This window comes from Lentzea tibetensis, from assembly GCF_007845675.1.
GTDB lineage: Bacteria > Actinomycetota > Actinomycetes > Mycobacteriales > Pseudonocardiaceae > Lentzea > Lentzea tibetensis.
In genome coordinates this window covers 45143-67786 of sequence record NZ_VOBR01000018.1, presented here as the reverse complement: position 1 = coordinate 67786, position 22644 = coordinate 45143, and the positions used below count along the sequence as shown (strand labels likewise).

Genomic DNA, 22644 nt, shown 5'->3' with positions numbered 1-22644 from the left:
GCTTTCGTTGTCCTGGTTCTGCTGGCTGCGTGGTTGCCGGTCGGTGGCTGGGCTTGCCTTGCTTCCTCGTGACCCTGCTTGCCGTTGTGGCTCTGTCCCCGCTCGCTGTGGCTTGCGGGGTTGCCGGGCTTCGCCCGGACCACGAGTGATGCCTCCTCCGTCGGCGTCACTCGTACCGAATTCTTGGGTGGCTTGGCACCGTGGTCCCGATCCGGTTGTCGGCTTTCGTTGTTGTGGTCGCGCTGGCTCCGTGACTGGCGGGCGGTGGCTCACCTTTTCGTTCTTTAATCCTAATGAGTGATGCCTGTTCGAACAATTGTGCGGTAATGTGTTCGTTATGGACATCGAGGGGGCTCTCGACACAATCCAGCACTGCCAGAAACAGATCGACTACTGGCAGGCTCAGCAGGTTCGCGCGTTGGGCGAATACGCCGAGTTGACGTGGCAGGACGAGTTCGCGTCCTCGGAGATCGCGGCGATGATGCGCTGGACCCGGAACTGGACCGAGGACCGTCTCGGCGTCTCCCGCGATCTCGTGACCCGGCTGCCCGCGACGGTCGACGCCCTGGAGAAGGGCGACATCGACCTGTACAAGGCGCAGATCATCCACACCCAAACCATGCCGCTGTCCGCCGAGCAGGCGGCCGAGGTCGAACAACGGGTGCTGACCAAGGCGCCCGTGCAGACCAGTGTGCAGATGCGGCAGCGCGGGCGGCGGATCGTGATGAGCGTCGACCCCGACGGCACCCGTGAACGCGTCGCGGAGAAGAAAGCCGCCCGCGCCGCCGGGATACGGTCCCTCGAAGACGACATGGCCATGTTGTGGATCAATATGCCCGCGGACAAGGCCATGGTCAGCTGGCTGCGGGTGGACAAGATGGCCGAGGAGGCGAAGTTCCCCGGCGACACCCGCACCCTCAACCAGCGCCGCGCCGACGTCATCGCCGATCTGCTGCTGGCGACCCCGGACAACGCGAGCCCGGTCAAGGTAGAACTCCTGGTCACCGTTTCGGCGACCACGCTGATGGGTCTCGACGAGCATCCCGGCGAGTTGGAGGGCTACGGGCCGATCAGTGCCGACCTGGCGCGCGAGTTGGCGGGGGATGCGACGTGGCGGCGGTTGCTCACCGACCCGGCCTCCGGTGTCCCGCTCGACTTGGGCACCACCACCTACCGGCCACCCGCGCATCTGCGGCGGTTCCTGTGGGCACGGGACAAGACCTGCCGCATGATCGGCTGCACCGCGCGGGCCAGCCGCTGCGAGGTCGACCACACCATCCCGTACCCCAAGGGTCCGACCGCGGACCACAACAACGGGATGTTCTGCACCCACGACCACCGCCTCAAACACGAATCCGGCTGGACCATCACCCAACCCCGTCCAGGCACATTCAAATGTGTCAGCCCCACCGGCCGCGTCTACACCCGCGAACCCGAACCAGTCCTCCCCGGACTCCACTAACAACAAAGAGAATCCGGTACTCACTCGAACGGGGCGGTCCATGTCCCCAGCGCATACCCGAAACTCCAAGCCATGACGCCGACGCCCTCCACGCCGTACAGCCGAGACCTCGGCGACGAGCTGCGGCACCTGCGCGAAAAACACACCAGCTACACCGGCACGGAAATGGGCTACGTGCTCGGCTGGCACCAGACCAAAGTCTCCAACGTCGAAAACGGCAAGGTCCGCGCCAGCGAGATCGACATCGTCCAGTACCTGACCACCTGCAAGCGCAGCCGAACCTTCGCCGAGCAGTTCCTCAACCGCTACCGGCGTGCCTTCGACGCGTACTTCGTGCAGGTGCCGGAGAACCTCCGCACCTTGGTGTTCGCCGAAGGATCAGCCACCAAGATCACGAGCTATGACCAGACCTTCATACACGGCTTGCTCCAGACCGAGGACTACGCACGCGCGTTGTTCAGGCAGCGGGGTCTGATCCCCGAGGACAAGATCGAGTCCTTCGTGCAGTTCCGAATACAGCGCCAAGCCATCCTTCAGCGCGAACACAGGCCCGACTGCACCTTCTACCTGCACGAGCAAGCTTTGATGCTGCAGGTGGGTGGCGCTCGGGTCATGGAGGAGCAGATCAGCCGACTGCTCTTCAAGACCCACGCCATCCGCATCGTGCCCGCCTCGACCGGTGAGCGCGGAGCGATCGGCGGGAGCTACACCCTTTGGGAATACGAGAAAGACAGGCCGGTGGCCTTCGCCGAAACGCTCATCGGCCAGCTGTTCGCCCAGAGCGTGGAGGCTGTCGCCCGCAGCAAGGACCTGTTCAACCACCTGGATGAGATCGCTTTGGATGAGGGACAATCGCGGAGCCTGCTGATGCAGTACCTCAGCCGACCGCGAGAGGACCCAGATGACCCCGGAGCACACGTGGCGCAAGAGCAGCTACAGCGATGGCACGCCTGAGGGCAGTTGCGTCGAGGTGGCGTTCGCCGAGGCCGTGCGCATCCGCGACTCCAAGCACGCTACCGGTCCCCAACTCACCTTCTCCGCAAACGCATGGCGGGCGTTCACGAGCCGGACGGCTCCACGAGCAGACTGATCGTGCGGTTGCGGGCACGAACGTCGTCCCCGCTGCCCTGGTGAGGCGCCGCAGACTGGTCAGCCGACATGATCGCGAACGACGTCATCGGCCGCCCGCTCACCTGAGCCAGCACTTCAGCAGCAGATGCCGCACGCCCCAGCGCAACGGTCGAACCACCGGTGGAGGGTTCGCCGTCGACGGTGACGCCGTGCCCGAGCACGGTGACCCGGACTTCCTTGCCGCGCAACACCTCGCCCCACCGCACGAGCGCGTCCCGGCCGCTCGCCGTGAGCTCGGTGCCGTCAGGCAGGAACAGTCCCTCGTCGAAGACGACCTGGACGTCCTGCTTCCGCTTCTCCAGCTTCACTCCCGGCCCGGCCAACCCGGCCGCCAACGCGTCGAGCCGCGCCGCCGCTTCCGCATCAACCCGAGCATCATCGGACGGCACAGCGGAGGCCGAGGTCGTCACCTGCACCGCCTCGTCCACGGCAACCGGGCCAGGCGAGGACGAGGGTGAAGCGATGACCGCGACCGTCCCGGCCAGCAGCAACACCGCGGCCGCAGCACCACCCACGGCTACCAGCGGAAGAGGCCGCGCACGGCGGTTGCCCGACCGGATCTCGGCGATCAACAGCCGTCCGGACAACGCCGACGCGTGGCCGGGAGTGACCTCGAGCAGCCGCTGCCACACCGCGTCAGCAGCGGTGAGGTCGCCGCGCTGCGCGTGCACCCTGGCGAGCAGGTCGAGGGTGGCAGCCGAGTCGTCGTCGAGGCCTTCGAGGATGCGCACGGCCGACTCGTACTTGCCGTCCCGCGCCAGCTCGGCGGCCTCGGACCGGCTCAGCTCCCGTGTGAACGCGTTGCTCACCAGCCACGCCCGTTCCGCTGGCTCGAGACGCCGGCACTCGGTTCCTGGAGATCAGCGGGCCACAGCTGGCGCAGCTGCTGGTTGATGCCGATCAGCGCGTCGAAGTCCTCGGTGGCGATCGCCCGGTCGCCCTCCCCGATCAGCGCCCGTGCGCGCGCCGGCGACGTCATGCGGTGCTGGTTCTCCTTGAAGTAGAAGAAGAGCCCGATGTCGAAGGTGCCCTCGCGCTTCATCAACATGGTCTGCAGGTCCGCCGCTCGCTCCAGCACCGCCTCGATCTCGTCGGCCGTGCGGGCCAGGGAAGCGCGGCGGGCGATCTCGTCGAACTCGGTGCGGTCGTCGGCGTTGCCGAGCCGGTCGACGAGCTGGCGGCAGCGCTTGATCAGCGCGTCCAGCTCCTCGCGCAACGCAGGCAGCTCGACGTCCGCCTCCACCCCGTCGAGCTCTGCCTGGAGCTCGCGCAGGCGTTGGTCGGCCGCGGCAGCACTGCCCGCATCGCTCCTGGCGGCGCGGACCGCGGTCTCGGCGAGCACGACCCGCTGCTCACCGTCGATCTGGTCGAGCTTGTCCAGAGCAGGCCGGAAACCGGTCCTGCCCGCGGAGTCGCGCAGCTCGTCGATGCGCCTGCGCACCTCGGTGAGCTCGCGTTCGAGGTCGTCGGTGTCGCGGGCGCGGACGTTGGTCAGGTCGATCTCGGCCTCGAACTGCTCGTCGACCAGCGGCACGTCGGCGACGACGGTGACGCGGCGCGACTCGTCGACCTCGATGGTGACCTCGACCTCGCTGCCCTGCGGCAGGTCGATGCGCACGTCCTTCGGCCAGATCTCGATCAACCCGACCTGGAGGTTGCGGTCCGCGACCGGCTGCTCGCCCTCGACGATCGGGATCTTGATGAACGTCGTGGTGTCCGTGCGGTGCAACGCGGCCGTCGTGTAGAAGGTGGCGCGTTCCTTCGCGGGCAGCCGCGAGCCCTTGCGCAGGATCGGAGCGAACTTGCGGTCCGCCTCGGCCAGGCCGATCGAGTTCGTGAGCACCTGGCCGCCCGGTTCCTGCGGCCAGTGCGTGATCTTGACGGACCTCGGCGTGATCTTCTCGGTGCCGCCGGAGTCGTTGACCAGCAACAGGGTGAACGTCGACGCGGTCTTCTCGGCCAGCTTCACGTCGACCAGGAAGTTGCCCTGCGCGTCGAGCGGCACCTTGGCGCTGCGGAACGGCGGCATGCCGTCCGGGTTGTCCAACTGGATCGCGAAACGGGTCATGTCCTGCGGCGGCGCGCTCTCGACCCTGCCGACGACGGACGCCGTGAGCAGGCTCGTCTTCAACGGATACCGCAGGTCCGCGCTGAACTCACCCGCTGCCGGACGGACCTTCGGCATCGCGAGCGGCACCGTGCTGGCGAACACCGCCGCGCCGCGGGCGACGACCGTGGTCGGGTCCTGGATGTGGTCCAGCTCGATCCCCATGCCGGCCACGGGATCCGCGAGCCGTTCACGGAGGCCGGGTGCGAGCGTCGCGCCGCCGACCAGCAGGAGCCGGTCGATGTCGCCGGTGTGCAGGTTCGCCTTGCTCAACGCGGCCCTGCACAGGTTGATCGCACGCAGGTAGTACGGCTCGGCGACCCGGTCGGCCTCGTCGCGGTGCAGCGTGTACTCGAACGTCTCGGTGTCGCCGTCGCCGAGGTCGATCTCGGCGTACAGCACCGCCTTCTCGTTGCGGGAGAGCGAGATCTTCGCTTCCTCGGCAGCCCACTTCAACCGGTAGAAGTTCAGCCGCCAGGCCGGGTTGTCCCTGGTGAAGTCGGTGAGGCCGAACTCGCGGGCCACCGCGGGCGCGAGGACGCGTTCGACGATGGCCCAGTCGATGAGCTTGCCGCCGAGGTGCGGGTCGCCCTCGTGGTCGAGCACCCTGAGCTCGCCGTCGTGCGTGCTGACGACCGCGGCGTCGAACGTGCCGCCGCCGAAGTCGAAGACCATCCAGCAGGCGTCCGCGCTCTCGTTCTGGAAGCCGTAGGCGAACGCGGCGGCTGTCGGTTCCTGCACCAGCGGGCAGGCGCCGAACCCGGCGAGCTCGGCGGCCAGGCTGGTGGCGTTGTTCTCGTGCAGGCGGAACGCGGCCGGCACGGTGATCACGGCGGCCCGCGGCGGTTCGCCGAACCGGGACGCGGCGTCCGCGCGCAGCGACTTGAGCACCTCGGCGGAGAGCTGCGGCGGCGTCAGCGAGATGCCGGACTTGCGGAAGGTGCGGACAGCGCCCTCGAGTCCCATCTCCTGCTTGAACTCGGCGTGCACGTTGTCCATCTCGCGGTGCAGGCGGTCACGTGCGCTGCGGCCGACGTTCGTCACGCCCTCCCTGGGGATCCACACCGCGGACGGCGTGTACTCCCAGCCGTCGTTGTTCTTGATGACCTGCGCCTCGCCGTCGTGCACCACGGCGATCGCGCTGTTGGTGGTGCCCAGGTCGATGCCGAAGTCGATGCTGTCACGCACGGGCTTCCTCCGCCTTGCCGTTTCCTGAGCCGTTCTCGGGGCCGCCGACGATGACCTGGCCCATCTGGATGCGCTTGCCGAGCAGGTAGACCGACGGACGCACGGTCTCGACGACGACCTCCCTGGACAGCGCCGGGTCGTCCTGGAACATCAGCACCTCCAGCGACAGCCCTGGGTCGTACTCGGTGCCGTCGTGGTCCTGCACCACCACGCCCGCCCGGTCGAACTCCTCCTGGCTGTTCTCGAGGAACCGGCCGATGCGCTTGGCCTCGCGCTCGTCAGCGAGCCTGGCGACTCTGCGCCGGGCCCGCCAGAGGCTCGTCGCGGCGCTGGCGAGATCCCCTTCTCCCAGCGCCGCTCCGATCCCCTGAGGCACGGTGAGGTCACCGACCAGGCTGGTGAGCCGCTCGCGTTCCGCGGCGGTCCAGTCGGGTTCGGCGATCCGGAACTGGGGGTGGTGGCGCCGTTGCGCTCGCTCGGTTCGCGACCACCTGCTCATCGGTACTCCCTGCGTTCTGCCCACGACTTGCCGATCGCGATGGTGAAAGGTGACGTGACGATGAACGTGCCGAGGCACCACAGGAACGCGTCACCACGGACCTCGAAGACCGTCCCGACCATCCTGTACGCCAAGACGGACACGACGATGCCGAAGAGAACGAACAGTCCAGGCGGGACGCGCTCGCGGGTGTGCGCGTAGATGAGGGTGATCGGGAACGGCGCGAGCACGGTCGTCGCGATCGCGGCCGCCCACGTCGGGTAGTCCCAGCGCACGACCAGCAGCAGCACCAGGCCGGCGATGAACGCGGTGATGAACGACAGGTTCGCGAGCCAGGTGTGCGGCAGCGGCGGGCGAGCCGGGACGGATGACGGAGGAGCCGCGTACCGCTGCTGGTTCTGGAGCTGCTGGAGCACCCGTTCGATCTGCGCCTGCTGGCTCACCGGGTACTGCGCGATGGTGCGGTGGCTCGCCAGGTTCTGCTCGATGGTCCGCTTGTCGGTCGCCTCGGTGGCCAGGTCCAGCGCGCTGTTGAACAGGTCGGTGCCCAGTTTCGCGTGCTCACTCGCGAGTTTCAGCGCGCAGTTGTTCATCAGCACGGCCATGCGGTTGCGCAGTTTCGCCGACCTGCGAAAACTCTGGTACGGCAGCAGGATGTCCAGCTGCACGGCGGCGGCCGGGAACTCGACCAGCGCGCGCTTGCTCGCCGAGTAGGCGCTGCCCGCGTCGAGCAGGGCGCTGATCTCGTTGATCTGCTTCGTGATCATGTCGATCCTCGGTGCCGCCGCGGCGTTGCGGGCGTCCTCGATGACGCTCTCGTCGACGTCCCACACCGCGAGCAACGCGGCGAGCTCCGGAGAGTTGTCCCTGGCCAGCGCCACCTGCGGTGCGAGCAGCGCCTTCGGCATGGCACCCCTCAGACCATCCACAGTGGACTCGTCGAGCCTGCGGTCGGACAACACGCCGACCCGGTGCAGCACGTGGCGCCAGAACCCGTCGTGGTCGAGCGCGTCCATCCACGAGTCGGCCGCGTCCGCCCAGCGGTCGCCCCGTTCACTGGTCTTGCCCGCGGCCTCGAGGTCGAGGACCGTCGCGTGCGCCTCGACGGCCGTGTCGTGCAGTTCGTGCACCTCCGGCTCGCAGCCGCACGCACCGGGCTCGCCCCACCACCAGAACAGCTCGTCGACGAGCCGCTGGTCAGCGCGTTCGAGCGCGTCGAACGCGCTGCGCACGTCCTGCGCGGACGGCGTCGCGGGCAGCGGCAGGCGCTTGTCTCCGACCGTCGCAGCCGCGCCGAGGTCGATGGCGCCCAGCACGGTCTGCCTGCGCTGCCGCACCTCGCGTGCGCGCGCGTCGGTGGCCAGGCCGGTCACCCGGAACGGGTTGCGCCGGTACACGTGCGGCCCCGCCACCTCGAGCAACCGGTCGGCAGCCGCCCTGCTCCTGCTCTCGCCGACCGCGTACGACATCCCCACCTCCCGTATCGATCACGGTCTACCATGTGGCGCCGCGCTCGGGAGGGGTCCCGGAGAACAAGACCTAAGTGGAGTAAGCGGAGTGGCCAGAAACTGGTCAGATCACGCCGTCAGCAACGTTGCGGCCCAGTGCATTCCGCGCCCGTTGGCGGCGAGAGCGACCAGGTCACCTCGTTTCAGCTCGCCCGAGGCGCTGAGCTCCGCCAATGCGAACAAGTGATCGGCAGCACCGAAGTGGCCGTGCTGCGTCGCCCACCTCAGGTTCGTGCGCTCGACCGGCACACCGATGAGGTCGGCCTGCTCGGTGAGCACGCGCGGATTGTCGTTGAGCAGCACCAACCAGCCGAGGTCGTCCTCGGAGACGCCTGCCTGCTTGCACACCCGGTGCACGGCGCGCGCGGTGCGATCGTTGATCTCTGCGGCGAAAACCGAGAACCGCTCTACTTCGTAGTCGAAGTAGCTCATGATGTCCCACGCGTCGCGCACGGCAGGCGGGTCACCCTGCTGGAACGGCCTGGCACCGCCACCGACGTCCATGCGGAAGAAATCCGCGTAGCTGCCATCGGTTTCGGCGTGTGACGAACGCCAGGTCAACGTGAGCGCGTCTCGCGTTGCCACCGCGGCGGCGGCGCCGTCCGAGAACAGCAGCGAGTTCGTGTCGAAGCGGTTCATGTACAGCTCGGTGGTGCGGTTCGCGCCGATCACCAGTGCCGTCTTGCAGGTGGGGTGCGTGGCGAAGCGGCCAGCCAGCGCGTCGAACGCCGTGACGCCGCCGACGCAGCCCTGGTCGATGAGAACGGCTTCCGCGCGGCGCAGGCCCAGCCGGTGCGCGACCGATGCGGCCGCGTCCCAGTACAGGTAGTCCGCGATGTCCGTGATCGCGAATACCAGCAGGTCAACGGTTCTGGGATCGACCGCTGCACTCTCGAGCGCCTTCGCGCCCGCCTCGACCGCGAGATCGGTCAGGTGCTGGTCCGAGCGGTGCACGTAGTCGTAGCCGTAGCCGAGCACCCGCTCGACGTCCTCCGTGTAGTCGGCGACGACGTCCTTGACGGCGACCTGCTCGCCGAGCGCCGTGCCGAACGCGACCAGTCCGAACGCCATCAGAGGCTCACCAGCTTCTCCAACCGATCCGGCTTGCGCAGGCTGTCCGCGACCGCGCGGAGGAACGCCACGGCCTCGGCGCCGTTCACGACGCGGTGGTCGTACGCCAGGCCGAGCGTGACGACCGTGGTGTTGCTGGGCCCGTCGTCTTCCAGAACGACCTGGTTCCGGAGCCCGCCCACCGACAACATGCACAGCTGGGGCCACATCACGATGGGCTGCACCAGCAGCACGTCGTCGTCGGTGTTCAGCGACACCGTGATCGAACCGCCGGTCAGCTCGGCCGCGGCGAACTCGCCGCGCCACGCCTTCATCCGGAAGTCCATCATGTCGTCCGAGATGTCCACAATGGACCGGTCGGTGCAGTCGCGGATCACCGGCGCGTAGAGGCCCTTGCCGGCGTCCAGCGTCACGGCGACGTGCGGGGTGTCGACCAGCGCGACCGTCGTGTCGTCGACCAGGCTGCCGAACAACGTGCCGAAGTCGGCGTGCGCGCCCGCCACCGCCTTCACCACGGCCTCCGGCACGCCCACCTCGGCGCCCGTCTCGTCGCTGAGCTGGCGCAACCGTTCCAGCAGCGCGTCGACCCGCACCTCGATCGCGGTGAACGCGGCCGGGACCTCCTGGTGCGCCTTGCTGACCACCATCGCGGTGCCCTGCTGCGCCCGGTCCAGGCTGTGCGTGCGCTGCTTCGGGACTTCTGGTTTCGCGACCGCGGTCTTCGCACCGACGATCTCCGCCAGCAGCGCGCCGACCTCGACCTCCACGCCCTGCTGGACGTGAATGCGCAGGTACCCGGCCTCCGTCGCCTCGATCTCCTCGATCGCCTTCGACGTCTCCAGCTCGAGGATCGCCGTCCCCGGCTCGACCTTCGCACCGTCCTCGACCAGCCACCCCAGCACCAGGTACGTGGTGTCGTTGTTGTTCAGCTTGGGCGCGGTCACCGGCGCGCCTGCCGTCACCTCTGGCACGGCCTGAGGTGCTTCGCAGTGGTCGCGTCCCAGCGCGGTGACGATGTGGTGGGAGTTGAGGAGGACGCGTTCTTCCAGGTGGCGGGCACTGGGGATGATCGAGTCGGCCGAGGAGAGGCGCAGGACGGGGGCGGACAGTTTGCCCCACAAGCGTTCGTGCAGCACCGCGGCGACGTCCGAGCCCCACGTGCCGCCCGCCGTGCTCTCCTCGGCGACGACGACGCGTCCGGAGATCAGCGGCAGCACGGGTTCGACGTCGAGCGGGTAGAGCTGGGCGGGCACCAGCAGGTGCGCCGAGACGCCCTGCTCGCGCAACGCCTCCGCCGCTTCCAGTGCCCGATGTGCCACACCACCTGGGCAGATGATCACGACATCGGCCGGTGCGCCCGAGGTGACGTGCGCCCAGCCCGTGGCGCCACCGACGAGCGAGTAGCGGAAGTGGTCCGACACCACGCCGTCCTGGAACAGCCGGCGCGTGTAGAGGACCTTGTCCTCGAACAGGATCGACGGGCCGTGGTCCAGCGCGTGCGCCATCAGCGGGTACGCGTCGTGGAACGGCGTGGCCTCGTACAACCCGAGGTTGGGGATGCCCATGAAGTGCTTCTGCACGCTCTGGCTGTGCGTGGGGCCGTAGCCGCGGTTGCCGCCGACCGGGCAGCGCACCAGCACGCGCATGGCTTTGGGCCGCCCGTACATCGTCACGGACTTCGAGGCCATGTTGAGGATCTGGTCGAACATCAACGCGGCGAAGTCGCCGAACATGGCCTCCAGCACGACCTGGTCACCGGCCACGGCGAGCCCGGCTGCGACACCGGCGATGCCCGCCTCGCTCAACGGTGTCGTCAGCACGCGGTCCGGGAAACCGGACGACAGGCCCTTGGTGACCTTGAACGCGCCGCCGTACGGGTCGAGCACGTCCTCGCCCAGCAGGTGCAGGTCCGCGCGCTCGGCGAAGAGCCGGTGCAGTGCGCGGTTCAGGTTCTCGACCACACGCGGCGCCGGGGTCATGCCGTGATCCCCTTCCCTGACAACACTTGCCGCAACGCGCGCACCGAACGGCACGAGCGCGCCTCGCGCGGCGTCAGCTTCACGCCGTAGGTCTTCTCGACACCGACGACGATCTCCACGTGCCGCAGGCTGCTCCACGCGGACGTGGTGGCGGTGCCGGTCTCGTCACCGACCGACTCCACCGGCACCCGCAGGATGTCCGCGACCAGGTGGTTCAAGCCCATCCCGCCACCCCCGCCTCAACCAGGCCGTCCCACGACGACAACGCCCGCGCCTCCACCTCGGCGACCATCCGGTCCACCGACTCCCGCACCCGCGCGTCCAGCTCCGCGAACCCCGGCCGGTCGGCCAGAGCCGCGTACCAGTCGGCAGCACGCACCGAAGCGATCTCGTCAGCCGACCGCGTGTCGTCGCCCTTGCTGTGCGGACCGACCCGAGTCGTCCGGAACTCGATGACCGCGGGCCGGTGCTCGTCGCGAACCCGAGCGATCACCGGCGAGACCAGCGACCGGATCTCGGATACGTCCTTTGAGGACACAGACAGGAAGTCCACTCCGAACGCCCGCGCCCGATCGCCGATGTTCCCGGCCATCTCCAGCGCGGTCGGCGTGGACTGCGCGATCCCGTTGTGCTCCACGACGACGAGCACCGGAACCTGCCACAGCGACGCCATGTTCAGCGCCTCGTACACGGTTCCCTCGCCCCACGTGCCGTCGCCGACGTACGCGACGGCGATCTGACCGGAGCCGATTCTCTTGTGGTGCAACCCGATCCCCACCGCCAGCGGCAGGCTCTGCCCCTGCACGCCGGTGGAGAGGAACCCCTCGGTGTGCACGTGCTGGCTGCCGCCGACGCCGTTGCACACGGCGCCGGCGCGGCCCATGATCTCCGCCAGGAGCCCCTCGGGGTCACGGGTGTGCGCGAGGTAGTGCCCGTGACCCCGGTGGTTGCTGAGCACGAAGTCCCCGTCCAGCAAGGGGGCCAGTGCGACCGGGACGTACTCCTGGCCGAGGCAGGTGTGCGTGGTGCCGTTGAGCTTGCCTTCGTCGAACATCCGGAGCAGCGCCAGCTCGAAGTGCCGGATGCCGACCAGCAGCTCCAGATCCTCGTCGGGCGAAGGCATCGCTACGAGCCCTGCCTCTTCGTCAGGTTGGTCAGCGCGATCACGTACTGCTGGAGCTCGCCGTCCCACCGGATGGTGTACTTCGTCGGGTAGTAGGCGTCCTTCTGGAACGCGGCGGGCTGCTTGACCTCGGCCGTGAGGTTCGGCTTGGTCAGCAGGTACTTCCGCGTCGCCAGCGGCTCCAGGAAGATCATCTTGCTGTCCCACGAGCCGTACACGAAGACCTCGGAGAACTCCGGCTTGCCCGGCCCGAACTCGCGGGTGGAGTCCAGCCAGTGCAGACCCATGGCGGGCACGGTCTTCTCGACCGGGTCACCGGGCTCGGCGATGAAGTCCTTCGCGACGTACTTGGGGTCCAGCAGGTTGTTGGCCTTGGCGGTCTCGGCCTTGGGGTTGATGCCCATGGCCTCGCCGTGGTCGATCGTGTAGAAGTGGAACGCCAGCTGCGGCTCGCCGAAGAGCTCCGCGGGCTTGCGGCCCTTCGGGTACCAGTTCAGCATGAGGTTCTTGACGGGCGTCTTCGCCGCCTCTTCCGGGAAGTTGAGCACGTACATCGACGGCGCGTCGCCCTGCGGCAGTCCGTCGAGCGCCTTCTCGGTGAGCCGCACGCCGATCTCGACCGGGTTGCCCTGCTTGTCGATGGTCGCGTACGGCGTGGCGATCCCCAGTCCGAGCGCCTCCGTGTCACCGAGCACCGTCATCTCGCCCTTGGCGTTGGTGCTCGCGCGGCTCGGTGCACAGGCGGCGACCGCGGCCGCGGCGAGCACGAGTGCGACGGTCCGGCGCAGCGATCTGCGTAACGTGGTCATTGCTCTTTTCCTTCCCAGGGATCAGATTGCGCCGTATACCGAGATGTGCCGCAGGTCGCCGGACTTGTACTCGGCGGAGTCCCAGTCGGAGTACCGCTCGAGCAGCCGCAGTCCGGCCTCGGCCGCCATGCCGTCGAGCTCGGTGGCCGTGTAGTACCGGAACTTCACCGGGTAGAGCTGGATCCCGTGCGGCGTCAGCAGAACGTTCTGGATGCTCAGCAGCTGCGCCTCCGGCTCGCGGATGGCGGCGCTGAGCACGACGTGCGTGACGTCGAGCAGCGAGGTCGTGCAGTACTGGTCGTGGGTGAAGCGGGTGTCGTCGACCTCCATGGTCTCGATCACGAGCTTCCCGCCGGCCGCGAGCTGCTTGCGCGCGCCCTGCAGGAACCGGCGCTGCGCCTCCTCGGTCAGCAGCGCACCGAACGTGCCCTGCGCGAGGAACACCATCGAGAACTGCTTGCCGAAGTCGATGTCGTTCATGTCGCCGACCTCGACGGTGATCTTCTCCGCACCGGGCTTGGCGAGCAGCTGGTCGACCATCTCCTTGCTGATGTCGACGCCGTACAGCTCGACGCCTTCGGCGGCCAGCGGGATCGCGATGCGGCCGGTGCCGATGCCGGCCTCCAGCACGGGACCGTCACCCACGTACCCCTTGAGGAAGCCGACGATGCTGGCGACCTCGGCGGGGTTGTCGTTGATGAAGTCGAAGACCGCAGCAATGGCTTCGCCGTAGGACTCCGCGGAATAGCTCTGCATGCTGCGTTCCCCTCACACTCGCTGGCTGTGTAGAAGTAGTGTTGGCGGCTGGAGTCTCAGCTCGCTCTCGGTTCCGGCCCAGGCCACGTAGCCGTCGGGACGCACCAGCACGAACGGCGGGCAGCCGCGGCCGAGCGGTTCGGACAGCTCCAGGTGGCCCGGTCCGATGAGGACGGGCAGGCCGGCACGGAAGTGTTCGTACAGCCGGGATCCGTCGCGCACGGGCCGGTCGGGGACCCTCTTGCCCACCCAGCCCTTGCCGGGATACCGCAGCGTCAGGCCGGACAGGTGTTCGAGGTTCGCGCGCTGGAACCAGTCGAACCGCACGAGCTGCTGCACGACCCAGCGGATCGCCCGCGCGGCGACGCCGTTGGACGTCTCGAAGCGGAACGAGATGTCGGTCTTGCGCAACGTCTCCGCCGCGATCGGGTAGCGCTCGGCCTCGTAGCTGTCCAGCAGCCCGTCCGGCGCCCAGCCCTCGATCTCGGCTCTGAGCTTCCACCCGAGGTTGAACGCGTCCTGAATGCCCGTCTGAAGTCCTTGTCCCCCAGAGGGGATGTGCGTGTGTGCCGCGTCGCCGGCCAGCAGCACCCTGCCCACGCGGTACTTCTTGGCGTGCCGCTGCGAGCTGCGGAACCGCGACAGCCACACCGGGTCGTACGGCTCGATGTCCATGCCCAGCAGGGCCGTGCAGCTCTCCCGCACGTCCTCCAGCGGCAGCGGCAGGTCCGCGGGCAGCTTCATCTTCTCGTGGTCGAACACGATCACGCGGTACGTGTCGTCCTGGAACGGGAACACCGCCGCCATGCCGCGCTTGCTGATCCGCGCGTAGGCGTTGGGGACCGGTGGGTTGCGCAGCTTGCAGTCCCCCATGATCACGGAGTCCTCGTAGTTCCAGCCGTCGAAGTCGACGCCGATCAGCTCGCGCACCTTGCTGTTCACGCCGTCGCACCCGACGACGTACTCCGCGCGTTCGGTCGTGCCGTCGCTGAGGTCGACCTCGACGCCTTCCGCGTCCTGCCGCAGCCCGACGACCGCGACACCGGTGCGTATCTGGGCACCCGCCTTCTCGGCGGCCTCCTGCAGCACGCTCTCCGTGCGGTGCTGCGGGATGATCAGGCTGAACGGGAACCGCGTGTCGAGCAGCCCGTAGTCGAGGTAGCCGTCCTCGTCGCCGACCGGCGGGTGCTGGCACGGCCTGCCGTGCTCGAGCACACCTTCGACGCGGCCGCGCATGTCCAGCAGCTCCATCGTGCGCGGCTCCATCGTGAACGCGCGCGACAACTCCGCCTTCTGCGAGCGCTTCTCCAGGACGTGGCAGTCGATCCCGGCCTCGGCCAGCTCGGCCGCGAGCGCCAGGCCCGTCGGCCCGGCGCCGACGATGATCACTTTCGCGGACACGGTCACTCCCTCGGCAGTCGGTAGTGCATCCGCATGTCCGCGGACGTCTCCAGCAGTTCGGCGAGCGGACCGGCCGCGATCACCCGGCCCTGTTTGAGCAGCAGCACCTGGTCCGCGCGTTCGAGCACGGCGGGCCGGTGCGACACCGCCAGACAGGTCGCGTCCGTGGCGAAGATGCGCCGCCACAGCTCCTGCTCGGTCGTCACGTCCAGCGCGCTCGACAGGTCGTCCATCACGAGCAGCGACGGCTTGCGCGCGAACATCCGTGCGGCGGCGGTCCGTTGCACCTGCCCACCGGACAGCCGGACGCCGCGTACCCCGATCTCGGTGTCCAGGCCGTCGTCGAGCCGCTCGACGTCCGGCCCGAGCACGGCCATCTGCACCGCGCGCTCCAGGCCGTCCTCTGGCAGCCCGAGCAGAATGTTCTCCCTGATGGAGCCGGAGAGCAGCGCCGGGTTCTGCGGCGTGTACGCGACGCGCGGCGGGATCATGAAGTCACCCGGATCGACGCGGGACCCGTTCCACCGGACCTCGCCGTCCTGCGCCGCGTACAGACCGAGCACGCTGCGGAGCAACGTCGTCTTGCCCGACCCGACCTCGCCGGTCACCACCGTGACGGTGCCTCTTCGCAGCGTCATCGACACGTCTCGAATGCCGCCGGAGCCGGGGAACACGTGGGTCAGCGAGCGCACCTCGAGCTCCCGCAACGGTTCGACGTCCGGGTACGGCGCGGGCGGCGGCGGGTCGTGACGCAGGTGCAGCGGGTGGTGGTCGACCAGGGTCATCGGCGGCGCGCCCTGCAACAGCGCGGCCGCGCGCACGAAGGACACGCCGGACTGCTGGTAGGTGCGCACGAGGAAGCCCATGAACGCGGTGTAGTCCGCGACCTGCATGAGGTACGTGGAGAACAGCACGAAGTCGCCGATGGTGAAGTCGCCGCCGCGCATCTGACCTGCCGCGACCAGCAACGTCAGGCCGGCGCCGAGCGACGCGGTGCTGTTGAAGACGGAGTCGATCGCGAGGCTCTGCACCTTGTCGCGGATCATCGCGGTCTTGCGCACCCGGTTGTCCGCGCGGAGCCGTTCGACGACTTCCTTCTCCTTGTTGGCGGCCTTGATCGCGCGCACAGCGACGACGATCTCGCCGATGGTGCCGGTGACCTTGGCCGTCGCGTCGCGGCTCTGCTCGCGGATCCGGTACGCCCGCGCCCGTGCGAACTGGGCCAGCCCCAGCACGATCGCCAGCGGCACCATGACGATCAGCGTGATCTTCACGTCGACGCTGAGCAGGATGATCATCCCGCCGCCCGCGAAGATGAGGCCGGACATCATGTCGAAGCCCCAGCCGCCCATCAACGCGATGGCGTCGCTGTCGTCCCGCACCGTCGAGATGCTCTCGCCGACGTTCGTCGGCATCGCCTGCGCGCCAGGCAGTCTGAACACCCGCGCGAGCAGGTTGCGTTGCACCAGGCCGCGGGCGCGGAGGTACCAGCCCGCCCACGCGACGGTCGCGCCGATGATCGCCGCACATCGCGCAAGACCCGCGGCGACGACGATCGCGACCAGCGTCCACACCGTGATGCCCGGCGCGGCCCGGCCTTCCAGCACGTCGAACAGCAGCTTGCCCAGCACACCCGGCAGCAGCGGCCACAGGTGGAACAACGCCCAGCCGCCCGCGGCCGCGAGGTAGCGCCACGGGCTGTAGGTGATCAGCCGCCACAGGAACGTCAGTGTCGGCGGTACGGAGTCGTTCTTCATTGCAGCACCCGCCCAACGCGGTAGAGCTCGGACAGGTGGGAGTCCGGATCGGCCAGCAGGTCGGCGGTCACGCCGTGCTCGACGACCGCGCCCTGGCTCAGCACCAGCGTGTGGTCGGTGCGCAGGATCGTGTCGAGGCGGTGCGCGATGATGATCGACGTCCGGCCGGCCAGCATGCGGTCCAGCGCGCGCTCGACCATGGCCTCGGTGACCAGGTCCAGCTTGCTCGACGGCTCGTCCAGGATCACCAGGCCGGGATCCTTGAGGAACACCCGCGCCAGCGCGAGCAGCTGCGCCTGGCCCGCGGACAGCGAGCTGGGCGAGATCCGCGACGACAACCCGTCCGGCAGGCCGTCGAGCCACGGCCGCAGCTCCAGAGTGTCCAAAACGGACAGCAGTAGCGAGTCGTCCACGCTGCGGTCGAAGAACGTCAGGTTCTCACGCAGGGTCGCGTCGAACACCTGCACGTCCTGCGTCACGAACCCGACCTGCGAGCGCAACGACGACAGCGTGGCATCCCGCGTGTCGACCTCACCGAGCAAGACCCGGCCCTGGACCGGGTCGTACATGCGGAACATCAGGTGCGCGATGGTCGACTTGCCGGCGCCGGTGCGTCCGACGAGACCGAACGACGTGCCCGCGGGGACCTCGAACGTCAGCTCGTCCAGGATCTTCTTGTCCTGGTAGGAGAACGTGACGTGGTCGAACCGGACGGACAACGCGCCCTTCTGCAGCGTGCGGGTCCCGTCGAGGATCGTCGGCTTGTGCCCGAACAGCTCAGCCATGCGCCGGATGGCGGCCGATGCCTGTTGCAACGCCTGCACCTGGTGGCGCAGCACCTCCATCGGGGTGTTGAGCATCGTGGCGTACGCGATGATCAGGAAGACACCGGACAGCGACACGGTGCCGTTCTGGTAGAAGAACCCGCCGTAGCCGAACGCGAACGCCGATCCGGCCGTGAACACCAGCGACAGCACGACCCAGATCGCACTGCCCCAGCCCTCGGCCCGCACCTTCACCGGCAGCCACGAGCGCAGGTGCTTGTGGAACCGGGACAACGCGTACTCGGTGGCGTTGGACGACTTCAGGTCCTCGGTCGCGCGCATGGACTCGCTGACGTAGCCGAAGAACTTGGCGCTCTGCTCGCGGTCGGCCTCCCACTTGACGGTCGCGACCCCGGCGACCTGGGCGAGGAAGAAGTACCCCAGCAGCGTGATCGCGGCGAACGTCAGCCCGATGCGCCAGTCGACGAACGTCAACGCGCCGAGAATCCCCAGCACCAGCACCGCGTTGCCGATGAGGTGCACGATCAGACTGGAGAAGAACTCGGCGACCTGGTTGACGTCGCCGTCGATGCGCTCGATCAGCTCACCCGGCGAGCGCGACTCGTGGAAGCCGAGGTCGAGGCTCAGCACGTGCGCGGCGAGGTCCTCGCGCGCGGCGTTGGTCGCGGTCCACGACACGCGTTCCGACGCGTAGGCCGCGATGACCTTGGCGAGCTGGCGGAACGCGGCGACCGCGAGGAACACCAGCGAGATGCCGACGAGCGTGCTCTCCGCGCGGCCGAGCTGCACGGACTCGATGAAGAAGGCGGCGATGCGCGGCTCCGCGATCTCGAGTGCGATCGAGCAGAGCAGCAGCACCGCCATCACCACGACGCTCGCCCGCTGCGGACCCAGGTAGGTCCGCAGCAGGGCGCCGTGGGTTACGCCGCCGGTCATGATGCCTTGCGACGCAGGTTGTCCAGCGCGAGAGCACCAGGGCCGAAGGCCGCGATGAGCAGGAAGATCCAGCTGAACATCGCGGCGAGCTCGCCGCCGTTCTGCAACGGCCACAGGCCGCCCATCGGGATGTGCACGACGAAGTACGCGAACGCCATCGAGCCGGACGCGAGCACCGCGGCGGGCCGGGTGAAGAGGCCCAGCAGGATCAGGATGCCGGTGCCGAACGGGATAGCGCTGCCCCAGAAGTCCGGGAACGTCGGGAACGACACGGTGCCGCCCTGACCGTCGACGCCGCCGAAGGCGCCGAACAGGCCCATGGTGCCGTGCAGGATGAAGAGGAACGACACGACGATCCGGAACCCGGCGAGCACGCCGGGCTGCAGCTTCGTCGCGAGTGTGGGGCTGGTGCGGGTCTCGGTCGCGGCCATGACTGGTTCCTTTCGGTGGATGGTGTTCTCAGAGCTCTTCGAGGCCGTAGCCGTCGAGGCACCGTCTGGCCAGCGCCGCGTAGGACTCGGGATCTCCCTCGCGCACCAGCGCGGGGAGGTAGACGTGGGGTGAGCCGTGGTAGAAGCGCTCGTACTGGTCGTGCCTGCCGGCGAACTCGCTGCCGAGCGCGTCCCACGCGAGCTTCAGCAGCTTGATCCGCGACTCGGCGTCGTGACCGGGTGAGCGGACGTACTTGTTCAGCAGCTTGGAGACCTCGGGGTGCTGGAGGTCCCGGTAGGACGCCGGGAGCTGGATCAGCCCGCCACCGGCGAGGAGCTTGATCTCCGCCAGCACCTTCGGGTAGAGGTCCGGCCCGATGGCGAGCTGGGCGCACGACATCTCGCGGTTCGGCGCCATGGCCGCACCCATCGGCTCGGCGCCGTCCTCGATGGCGATCGCGACGGCCTTGGCCGTGTTGACCCACGCCATGAGCTTGCCGATCTGCATCCGCACCGGCGGCAGGTCGTAGGTGTTGTTGGCCCGCGCGACGAGGATCGCCACGCCGACCATGAACTCGAGCTTGGTCCACAGCCGGATCGCGCCGTGGTGCACGAAGCTGAGGAACGCGGGCGTCTTCCAGAACTGCTCCTGGCACACCACCGGGTCGCGGTAGGCGAAGACCCGCTCCCACGGCACGAAGACGTCGTCGAACACGACCAGCGCGTCGTTCTCGTCGAACCGGCTGGAGAGCGGGTAGTCGAAGACGCTCGTCGCGCGGCCCTCGTAGGAGGTGCGGCTGACGAACTGGATGCCCGGTGTGGCAACGGGAACGGAGAAGCTCACCGCGTAGTCGGCCTCGCTGGGCGCCATCCGTTGCGTGACGCCGACCAGCATCTCGTCCGCGAACGCGGCCGCGGTGCCGATCATCTTGGCGCCGCGCACGACCATGCCGTCGCCGCGTTCCTGGACCACCCGCAGGCAGAGGTCGTCCTCCTCTTGCTGGGACGGCGCCTTGGTGCGGTCGATCTGCGGGTTGACCAGCGTGTGGGCCTGGTACAGGTCCTGTGTGGCCATCCGCTCCCAGTGCGCCAGGATGTTGGCCGACCCGTCGAAGTCGCTCTGGAAGACGCTGGGCACGGCGGCGAACCCGGCGACCGCGGACGCCATGTAGTCGGGCGAGCGGCCGAAGAAGCCGAACGTCGCCTCCGACCACACCTTGAACGCCCGGCCCTTGGCCTTGAGCTCGTCCTTGGTGCGCGGAATCTGGTGCGCGCGCAGGATCTTCGTGCCGTCGTGGTCGACGGTGAGCGCGTCGGCGAACTCCGGTTCGTGCGTCATGTCGTACAGCTCGGAGATCGACTGGACCGAGCGGCGGAACGCGGGGTGCGTCGTGACGTCGTCCACCCGTTCGCCGTCGAGCCAGATGACCCGGCCGTCGCGCAACGACTCCAGGTACTCCTTGCCGGAGCGCGTCATCGCTTCGCCTCCAAGAGATGGGATCGCGGTGCGCCGAGCCCGCGCATCGGGGCCCGTGCCTTCAGCAGCATTTCCTCGAACTCGTCCTCGGGAACGGAGTCGAGGACGATCGCGCCGCCCGCACCGATCGAGAGGCTGTGCCCGTCCGAGACGGCCGTGCGGATCACGATGTTCAGGTCCGCGGTTCCGTTGCAGGACAGGAAACCGATGGAGCCGGAGAAGATGCCGCGCGCCGTCTGCTCCAGCTGGTCGATGATCTCCATCGTGCGCATCTTCGGCGCACCGGTCATCGAGCCGCCGGGGAAGCACGCGCACACGGCGGCGATCGTGTCCACGTCGTCGCGCAGGCTGCCCCGCACCGTCGACACGAGCTGGTGCACGGTCGCGTAGCTCTCCACCGCCATGTACCTCGGCACGTGCACCGAGCCGATCTCGCACACCCGGCCGAGGTCGTTGCGCAGCAGGTCGACGATCATCAGGTTCTCGGCGCGGACCTTAGGGTCCTCGCTGAGGCTGGCCCGCAGCCGCGCGTCCTCGAGCAGGTCGTCGCATCGGGCGGTGGTTCCCTTGATGGGCTTGGACTCCACGGTCCGGTCGCGGTCGACGCGCAGGAACCGCTCGGGCGACGAGCACATCACCGACACTCCGTCGAGCCGCAGGAACGCCGCGTACGGCGCGGGGTTCGTCCTGCGCTGCACCAGGTACAGCTTCAGCGGGTCGGTGTCGAGCAGCGGGAGGCTCGTCCTGGTCGTCAGGCAGATCTCGTAGCTCTCACCTGCGTGCAGCTGCCGCTGGCACGCCTCGACCTTGTCGATGTAGTCCTGCCGCGCCAGCATCAGGCCGGGGCCGGGGTCGTAGCCGAACTCGAGCGGCTCACGTGGTTCCGGCAACGGCGGCAGCTCGGCGATCCGGCGTTCGGTGTCGTCGAGCCACTCCGCAGCGGTGACGTCGTCGCCGCGGGTCAGCGCGACCAGGTGCGTGACGCGTTCCTCGTGGTCCACGACGACCATGCGGGTCGTCGACATCCACACCGCGTCCGGGGTGAGCGCGCGGTGCCGGTTCGGCGACCCCAGCTCGCCCTTCAGCTCGTAGCCGAAGTAGCCCACGTAGCCGGCGGTCAGGTCGAACGGCACGTCCGGCGCACCCTCGACCGGCGCGGCCAGCCGCGCGCGCAGGGCGTCGAAGATCGACTCTTCGGTCTCGTCGATCGTGTACGTCAGCACCTCGCCGTGCGGGCCCTCGGGCGCGCCGAGGAACGAGAACCGCGACAGGCCGGGCTCGACGCGGCTGCTGTCGAGCCAGAAAGCGTGGTCGAGCCCGCCGAAGAGGTCCGCGAACACCGACGCCGTGTCGACCTCGCGGCCGAGCTCGCGGTGCAGCACGCGCCACGGTTCACCCGCCGGGCGCACCGTGATCACCTCACGCACCGGTTCGTCGGCGACCGGGGCGCGCAAGGCCTTCCCCTGTTCCGCCAACGTCTTCGCGGCGAGCCTGCCGAAGTTCTCGATCAACCAGGCGCCGTGCTCGGACGCGATCGACTCCGGGTGGAACTGCACGCCCCACATGGGACGTTCCCGGTGCCGCAACCCCATCAGCACGCCGTCCTCGGCCCACGCCGTCGCTTCGAGCGTCGCGGGCAAGCTCTCGGGTGGCACGCACAGCGAGTGGTAGCGGACGGCGGTGAAGTCCTGTGGCAGCCCGTCGAACAAGCCGGATCCGTTGTGGCGCACCCGAGTCAGGTGCCCGTGCCTCGGCTGCGGAGCGCCGACGACATCGGCTCCGGCGAGCAGGGCGATCGCCTGGTGACCGAGGCACACGCCCAGCAACGGGACGGAGGTGTGCCGGAGCACCGCGCGCACAGCGCCGAGGTCGCGGGTGCGTCCGGGGTGGCCGGGACCGGGCGAGACGACGATCGCGTCGAACCCGTCCACGTCCAGCGACGACCAGCGTTCGTCGTCGTTGGTCACCACCACCGGAGGCGTGCCGTACACCTCGGCCATCAACTGAAACAGGTTGTAGGTGTACGAATCGTGGTTGTCGATGAGCAGCGTGCGCATACAACCCCCATTTCAGCCTGGTCGTCCGCTTTGCCGCCTGGTTAGTAAATTGGAGTCGCTCGGACGCGAACAAGGGGACAAGAGCGTGGTGAGACTGGCGAAAGAGCCGTACGAATCTCTGCGTTTACTGATGTGAGAACGGCGCTCGCTAGCTTTCGGATCGCCAG

19 protein-coding genes are annotated in these 22644 nt (G+C 68.5%); 3 read left to right on the top strand and 16 right to left on the bottom strand.

Going from position 1 to position 22644, the window contains the following annotated elements; genetic code table 11:
* Positions 1-337: 337 nt before the first annotated feature.
* The 3 genes from FKR81_RS26470 (at position 338) to FKR81_RS26460 (ending at position 2552) form a co-directional block, all read left to right on the top strand.
* Entirely contained in the window at positions 338-1462 is a 1125-nt protein-coding gene (locus tag FKR81_RS26470; protein WP_146355574.1) for an HNH endonuclease signature motif containing protein, read from the top strand.
* A gap of 72 nt (positions 1463-1534) precedes the next feature.
* Positions 1535-2416, top strand: coding sequence for a helix-turn-helix domain-containing protein (locus tag FKR81_RS26465; protein ID WP_146355572.1), 882 nt, complete (start codon positions 1535-1537; stop codon positions 2414-2416).
* Positions 2364-2552: a DUF397 domain-containing protein gene (locus tag FKR81_RS26460; protein WP_146355570.1), complete on the top strand. Its 189-nt coding sequence runs from the start codon at positions 2364-2366 to the stop codon at positions 2550-2552. Before FKR81_RS26465 ends, FKR81_RS26460 begins: the two co-directional genes overlap by 53 nt.
* Here FKR81_RS26460 and FKR81_RS26455 read toward each other — a convergent pair.
* From FKR81_RS26455 to pabB, 16 genes are all read right to left on the bottom strand, one after another.
* Positions 2521-3402 (bottom strand): tetratricopeptide repeat protein, encoded by an 882-nt coding sequence (locus tag FKR81_RS26455; RefSeq protein ID WP_186763184.1) that lies wholly within the window; start codon positions 3400-3402, stop codon positions 2521-2523. The two genes, FKR81_RS26460 and FKR81_RS26455, sit on opposite strands and share 32 nt — an antisense overlap.
* Positions 3399-5888 carry an Hsp70 family protein gene (locus tag FKR81_RS26450; protein WP_146355567.1) on the bottom strand — a complete coding sequence of 830 codons (2490 nt, stop codon included), beginning with the start codon at positions 5886-5888 and terminating at the stop codon, positions 3399-3401. Before FKR81_RS26450 ends, FKR81_RS26455 begins: the two co-directional genes overlap by 4 nt.
* Positions 5881-6387, bottom strand: coding sequence for a hypothetical protein (locus FKR81_RS26445; protein ID WP_146355565.1), 507 nt, complete (start codon positions 6385-6387; stop codon positions 5881-5883). Before FKR81_RS26445 ends, FKR81_RS26450 begins: the two co-directional genes overlap by 8 nt.
* Entirely contained in the window at positions 6384-7856 is a 1473-nt protein-coding gene (locus tag FKR81_RS26440) for a hypothetical protein (protein ID WP_146355563.1), read from the bottom strand. Before FKR81_RS26440 ends, FKR81_RS26445 begins: the two co-directional genes overlap by 4 nt.
* 108 nt (positions 7857-7964) lie before the next feature.
* On the bottom strand, positions 7965-8966 hold the full coding sequence (locus tag FKR81_RS26435) for a 3-oxoacyl-ACP synthase III family protein (RefSeq protein ID WP_146355561.1): 1002 nt from the start codon (positions 8964-8966) through the stop codon (positions 7965-7967).
* Positions 8966-10945: a 2-oxo acid dehydrogenase subunit E2 gene (locus FKR81_RS26430; protein WP_146355559.1), complete on the bottom strand. Its 1980-nt coding sequence runs from the start codon at positions 10943-10945 to the stop codon at positions 8966-8968. The genes FKR81_RS26435 and FKR81_RS26430 overlap by 1 nt, the downstream gene beginning before the upstream one ends.
* Entirely contained in the window at positions 10942-11169 is a 228-nt protein-coding gene (locus tag FKR81_RS26425) for an acyl carrier protein (RefSeq protein WP_146355557.1), read from the bottom strand. Before FKR81_RS26425 ends, FKR81_RS26430 begins: the two co-directional genes overlap by 4 nt.
* Positions 11160-12068: a thiamine pyrophosphate-dependent dehydrogenase E1 component subunit alpha gene (locus FKR81_RS26420; RefSeq protein WP_146355555.1), complete on the bottom strand. Its 909-nt coding sequence runs from the start codon at positions 12066-12068 to the stop codon at positions 11160-11162. The genes FKR81_RS26425 and FKR81_RS26420 overlap by 10 nt, the downstream gene beginning before the upstream one ends.
* A gap of 2 nt (positions 12069-12070) precedes the next feature.
* Positions 12071-12877 carry a DUF5602 domain-containing protein gene (locus FKR81_RS26415; RefSeq protein WP_146355553.1) on the bottom strand — a complete coding sequence of 269 codons (807 nt, stop codon included), beginning with the start codon at positions 12875-12877 and terminating at the stop codon, positions 12071-12073.
* Positions 12878-12898: 21 nt separating this feature from the next.
* Positions 12899-13633 carry a class I SAM-dependent methyltransferase gene (locus FKR81_RS26410; RefSeq protein WP_146355551.1) on the bottom strand — a complete coding sequence of 245 codons (735 nt, stop codon included), beginning with the start codon at positions 13631-13633 and terminating at the stop codon, positions 12899-12901.
* A gap of 12 nt (positions 13634-13645) precedes the next feature.
* A complete protein-coding gene (locus FKR81_RS26405; protein ID WP_222598407.1) occupies positions 13646-15034 on the bottom strand; it encodes an FAD-dependent monooxygenase in 1389 nt (462 codons plus the stop codon).
* Between the two features lie 2 nt (positions 15035-15036).
* Complete coding sequence (locus FKR81_RS26400) at positions 15037-16791, bottom strand: ABC transporter ATP-binding protein (RefSeq protein WP_146355547.1); 1755 nt, start codon at positions 16789-16791, stop codon at positions 15037-15039.
* Complete coding sequence (locus tag FKR81_RS26395) at positions 16788-18512, bottom strand: ABC transporter ATP-binding protein (RefSeq protein ID WP_146355545.1); 1725 nt, start codon at positions 18510-18512, stop codon at positions 16788-16790. The genes FKR81_RS26400 and FKR81_RS26395 overlap by 4 nt, the downstream gene beginning before the upstream one ends.
* Positions 18509-18943 (bottom strand): DoxX family protein, encoded by a 435-nt coding sequence (locus FKR81_RS26390; protein WP_146355543.1) that lies wholly within the window; start codon positions 18941-18943, stop codon positions 18509-18511. Before FKR81_RS26390 ends, FKR81_RS26395 begins: the two co-directional genes overlap by 4 nt.
* Before the next feature lie 28 nt (positions 18944-18971).
* A complete protein-coding gene (locus FKR81_RS26385; RefSeq protein ID WP_146355541.1) occupies positions 18972-20420 on the bottom strand; it encodes a 4-hydroxyphenylacetate 3-hydroxylase family protein in 1449 nt (482 codons plus the stop codon).
* Positions 20417-22477: an aminodeoxychorismate synthase component I gene (gene pabB, locus FKR81_RS26380; protein ID WP_146355539.1), complete on the bottom strand. Its 2061-nt coding sequence runs from the start codon at positions 22475-22477 to the stop codon at positions 20417-20419. Before pabB ends, FKR81_RS26385 begins: the two co-directional genes overlap by 4 nt.
* Positions 22478-22644: the final 167 nt, after the last annotated feature.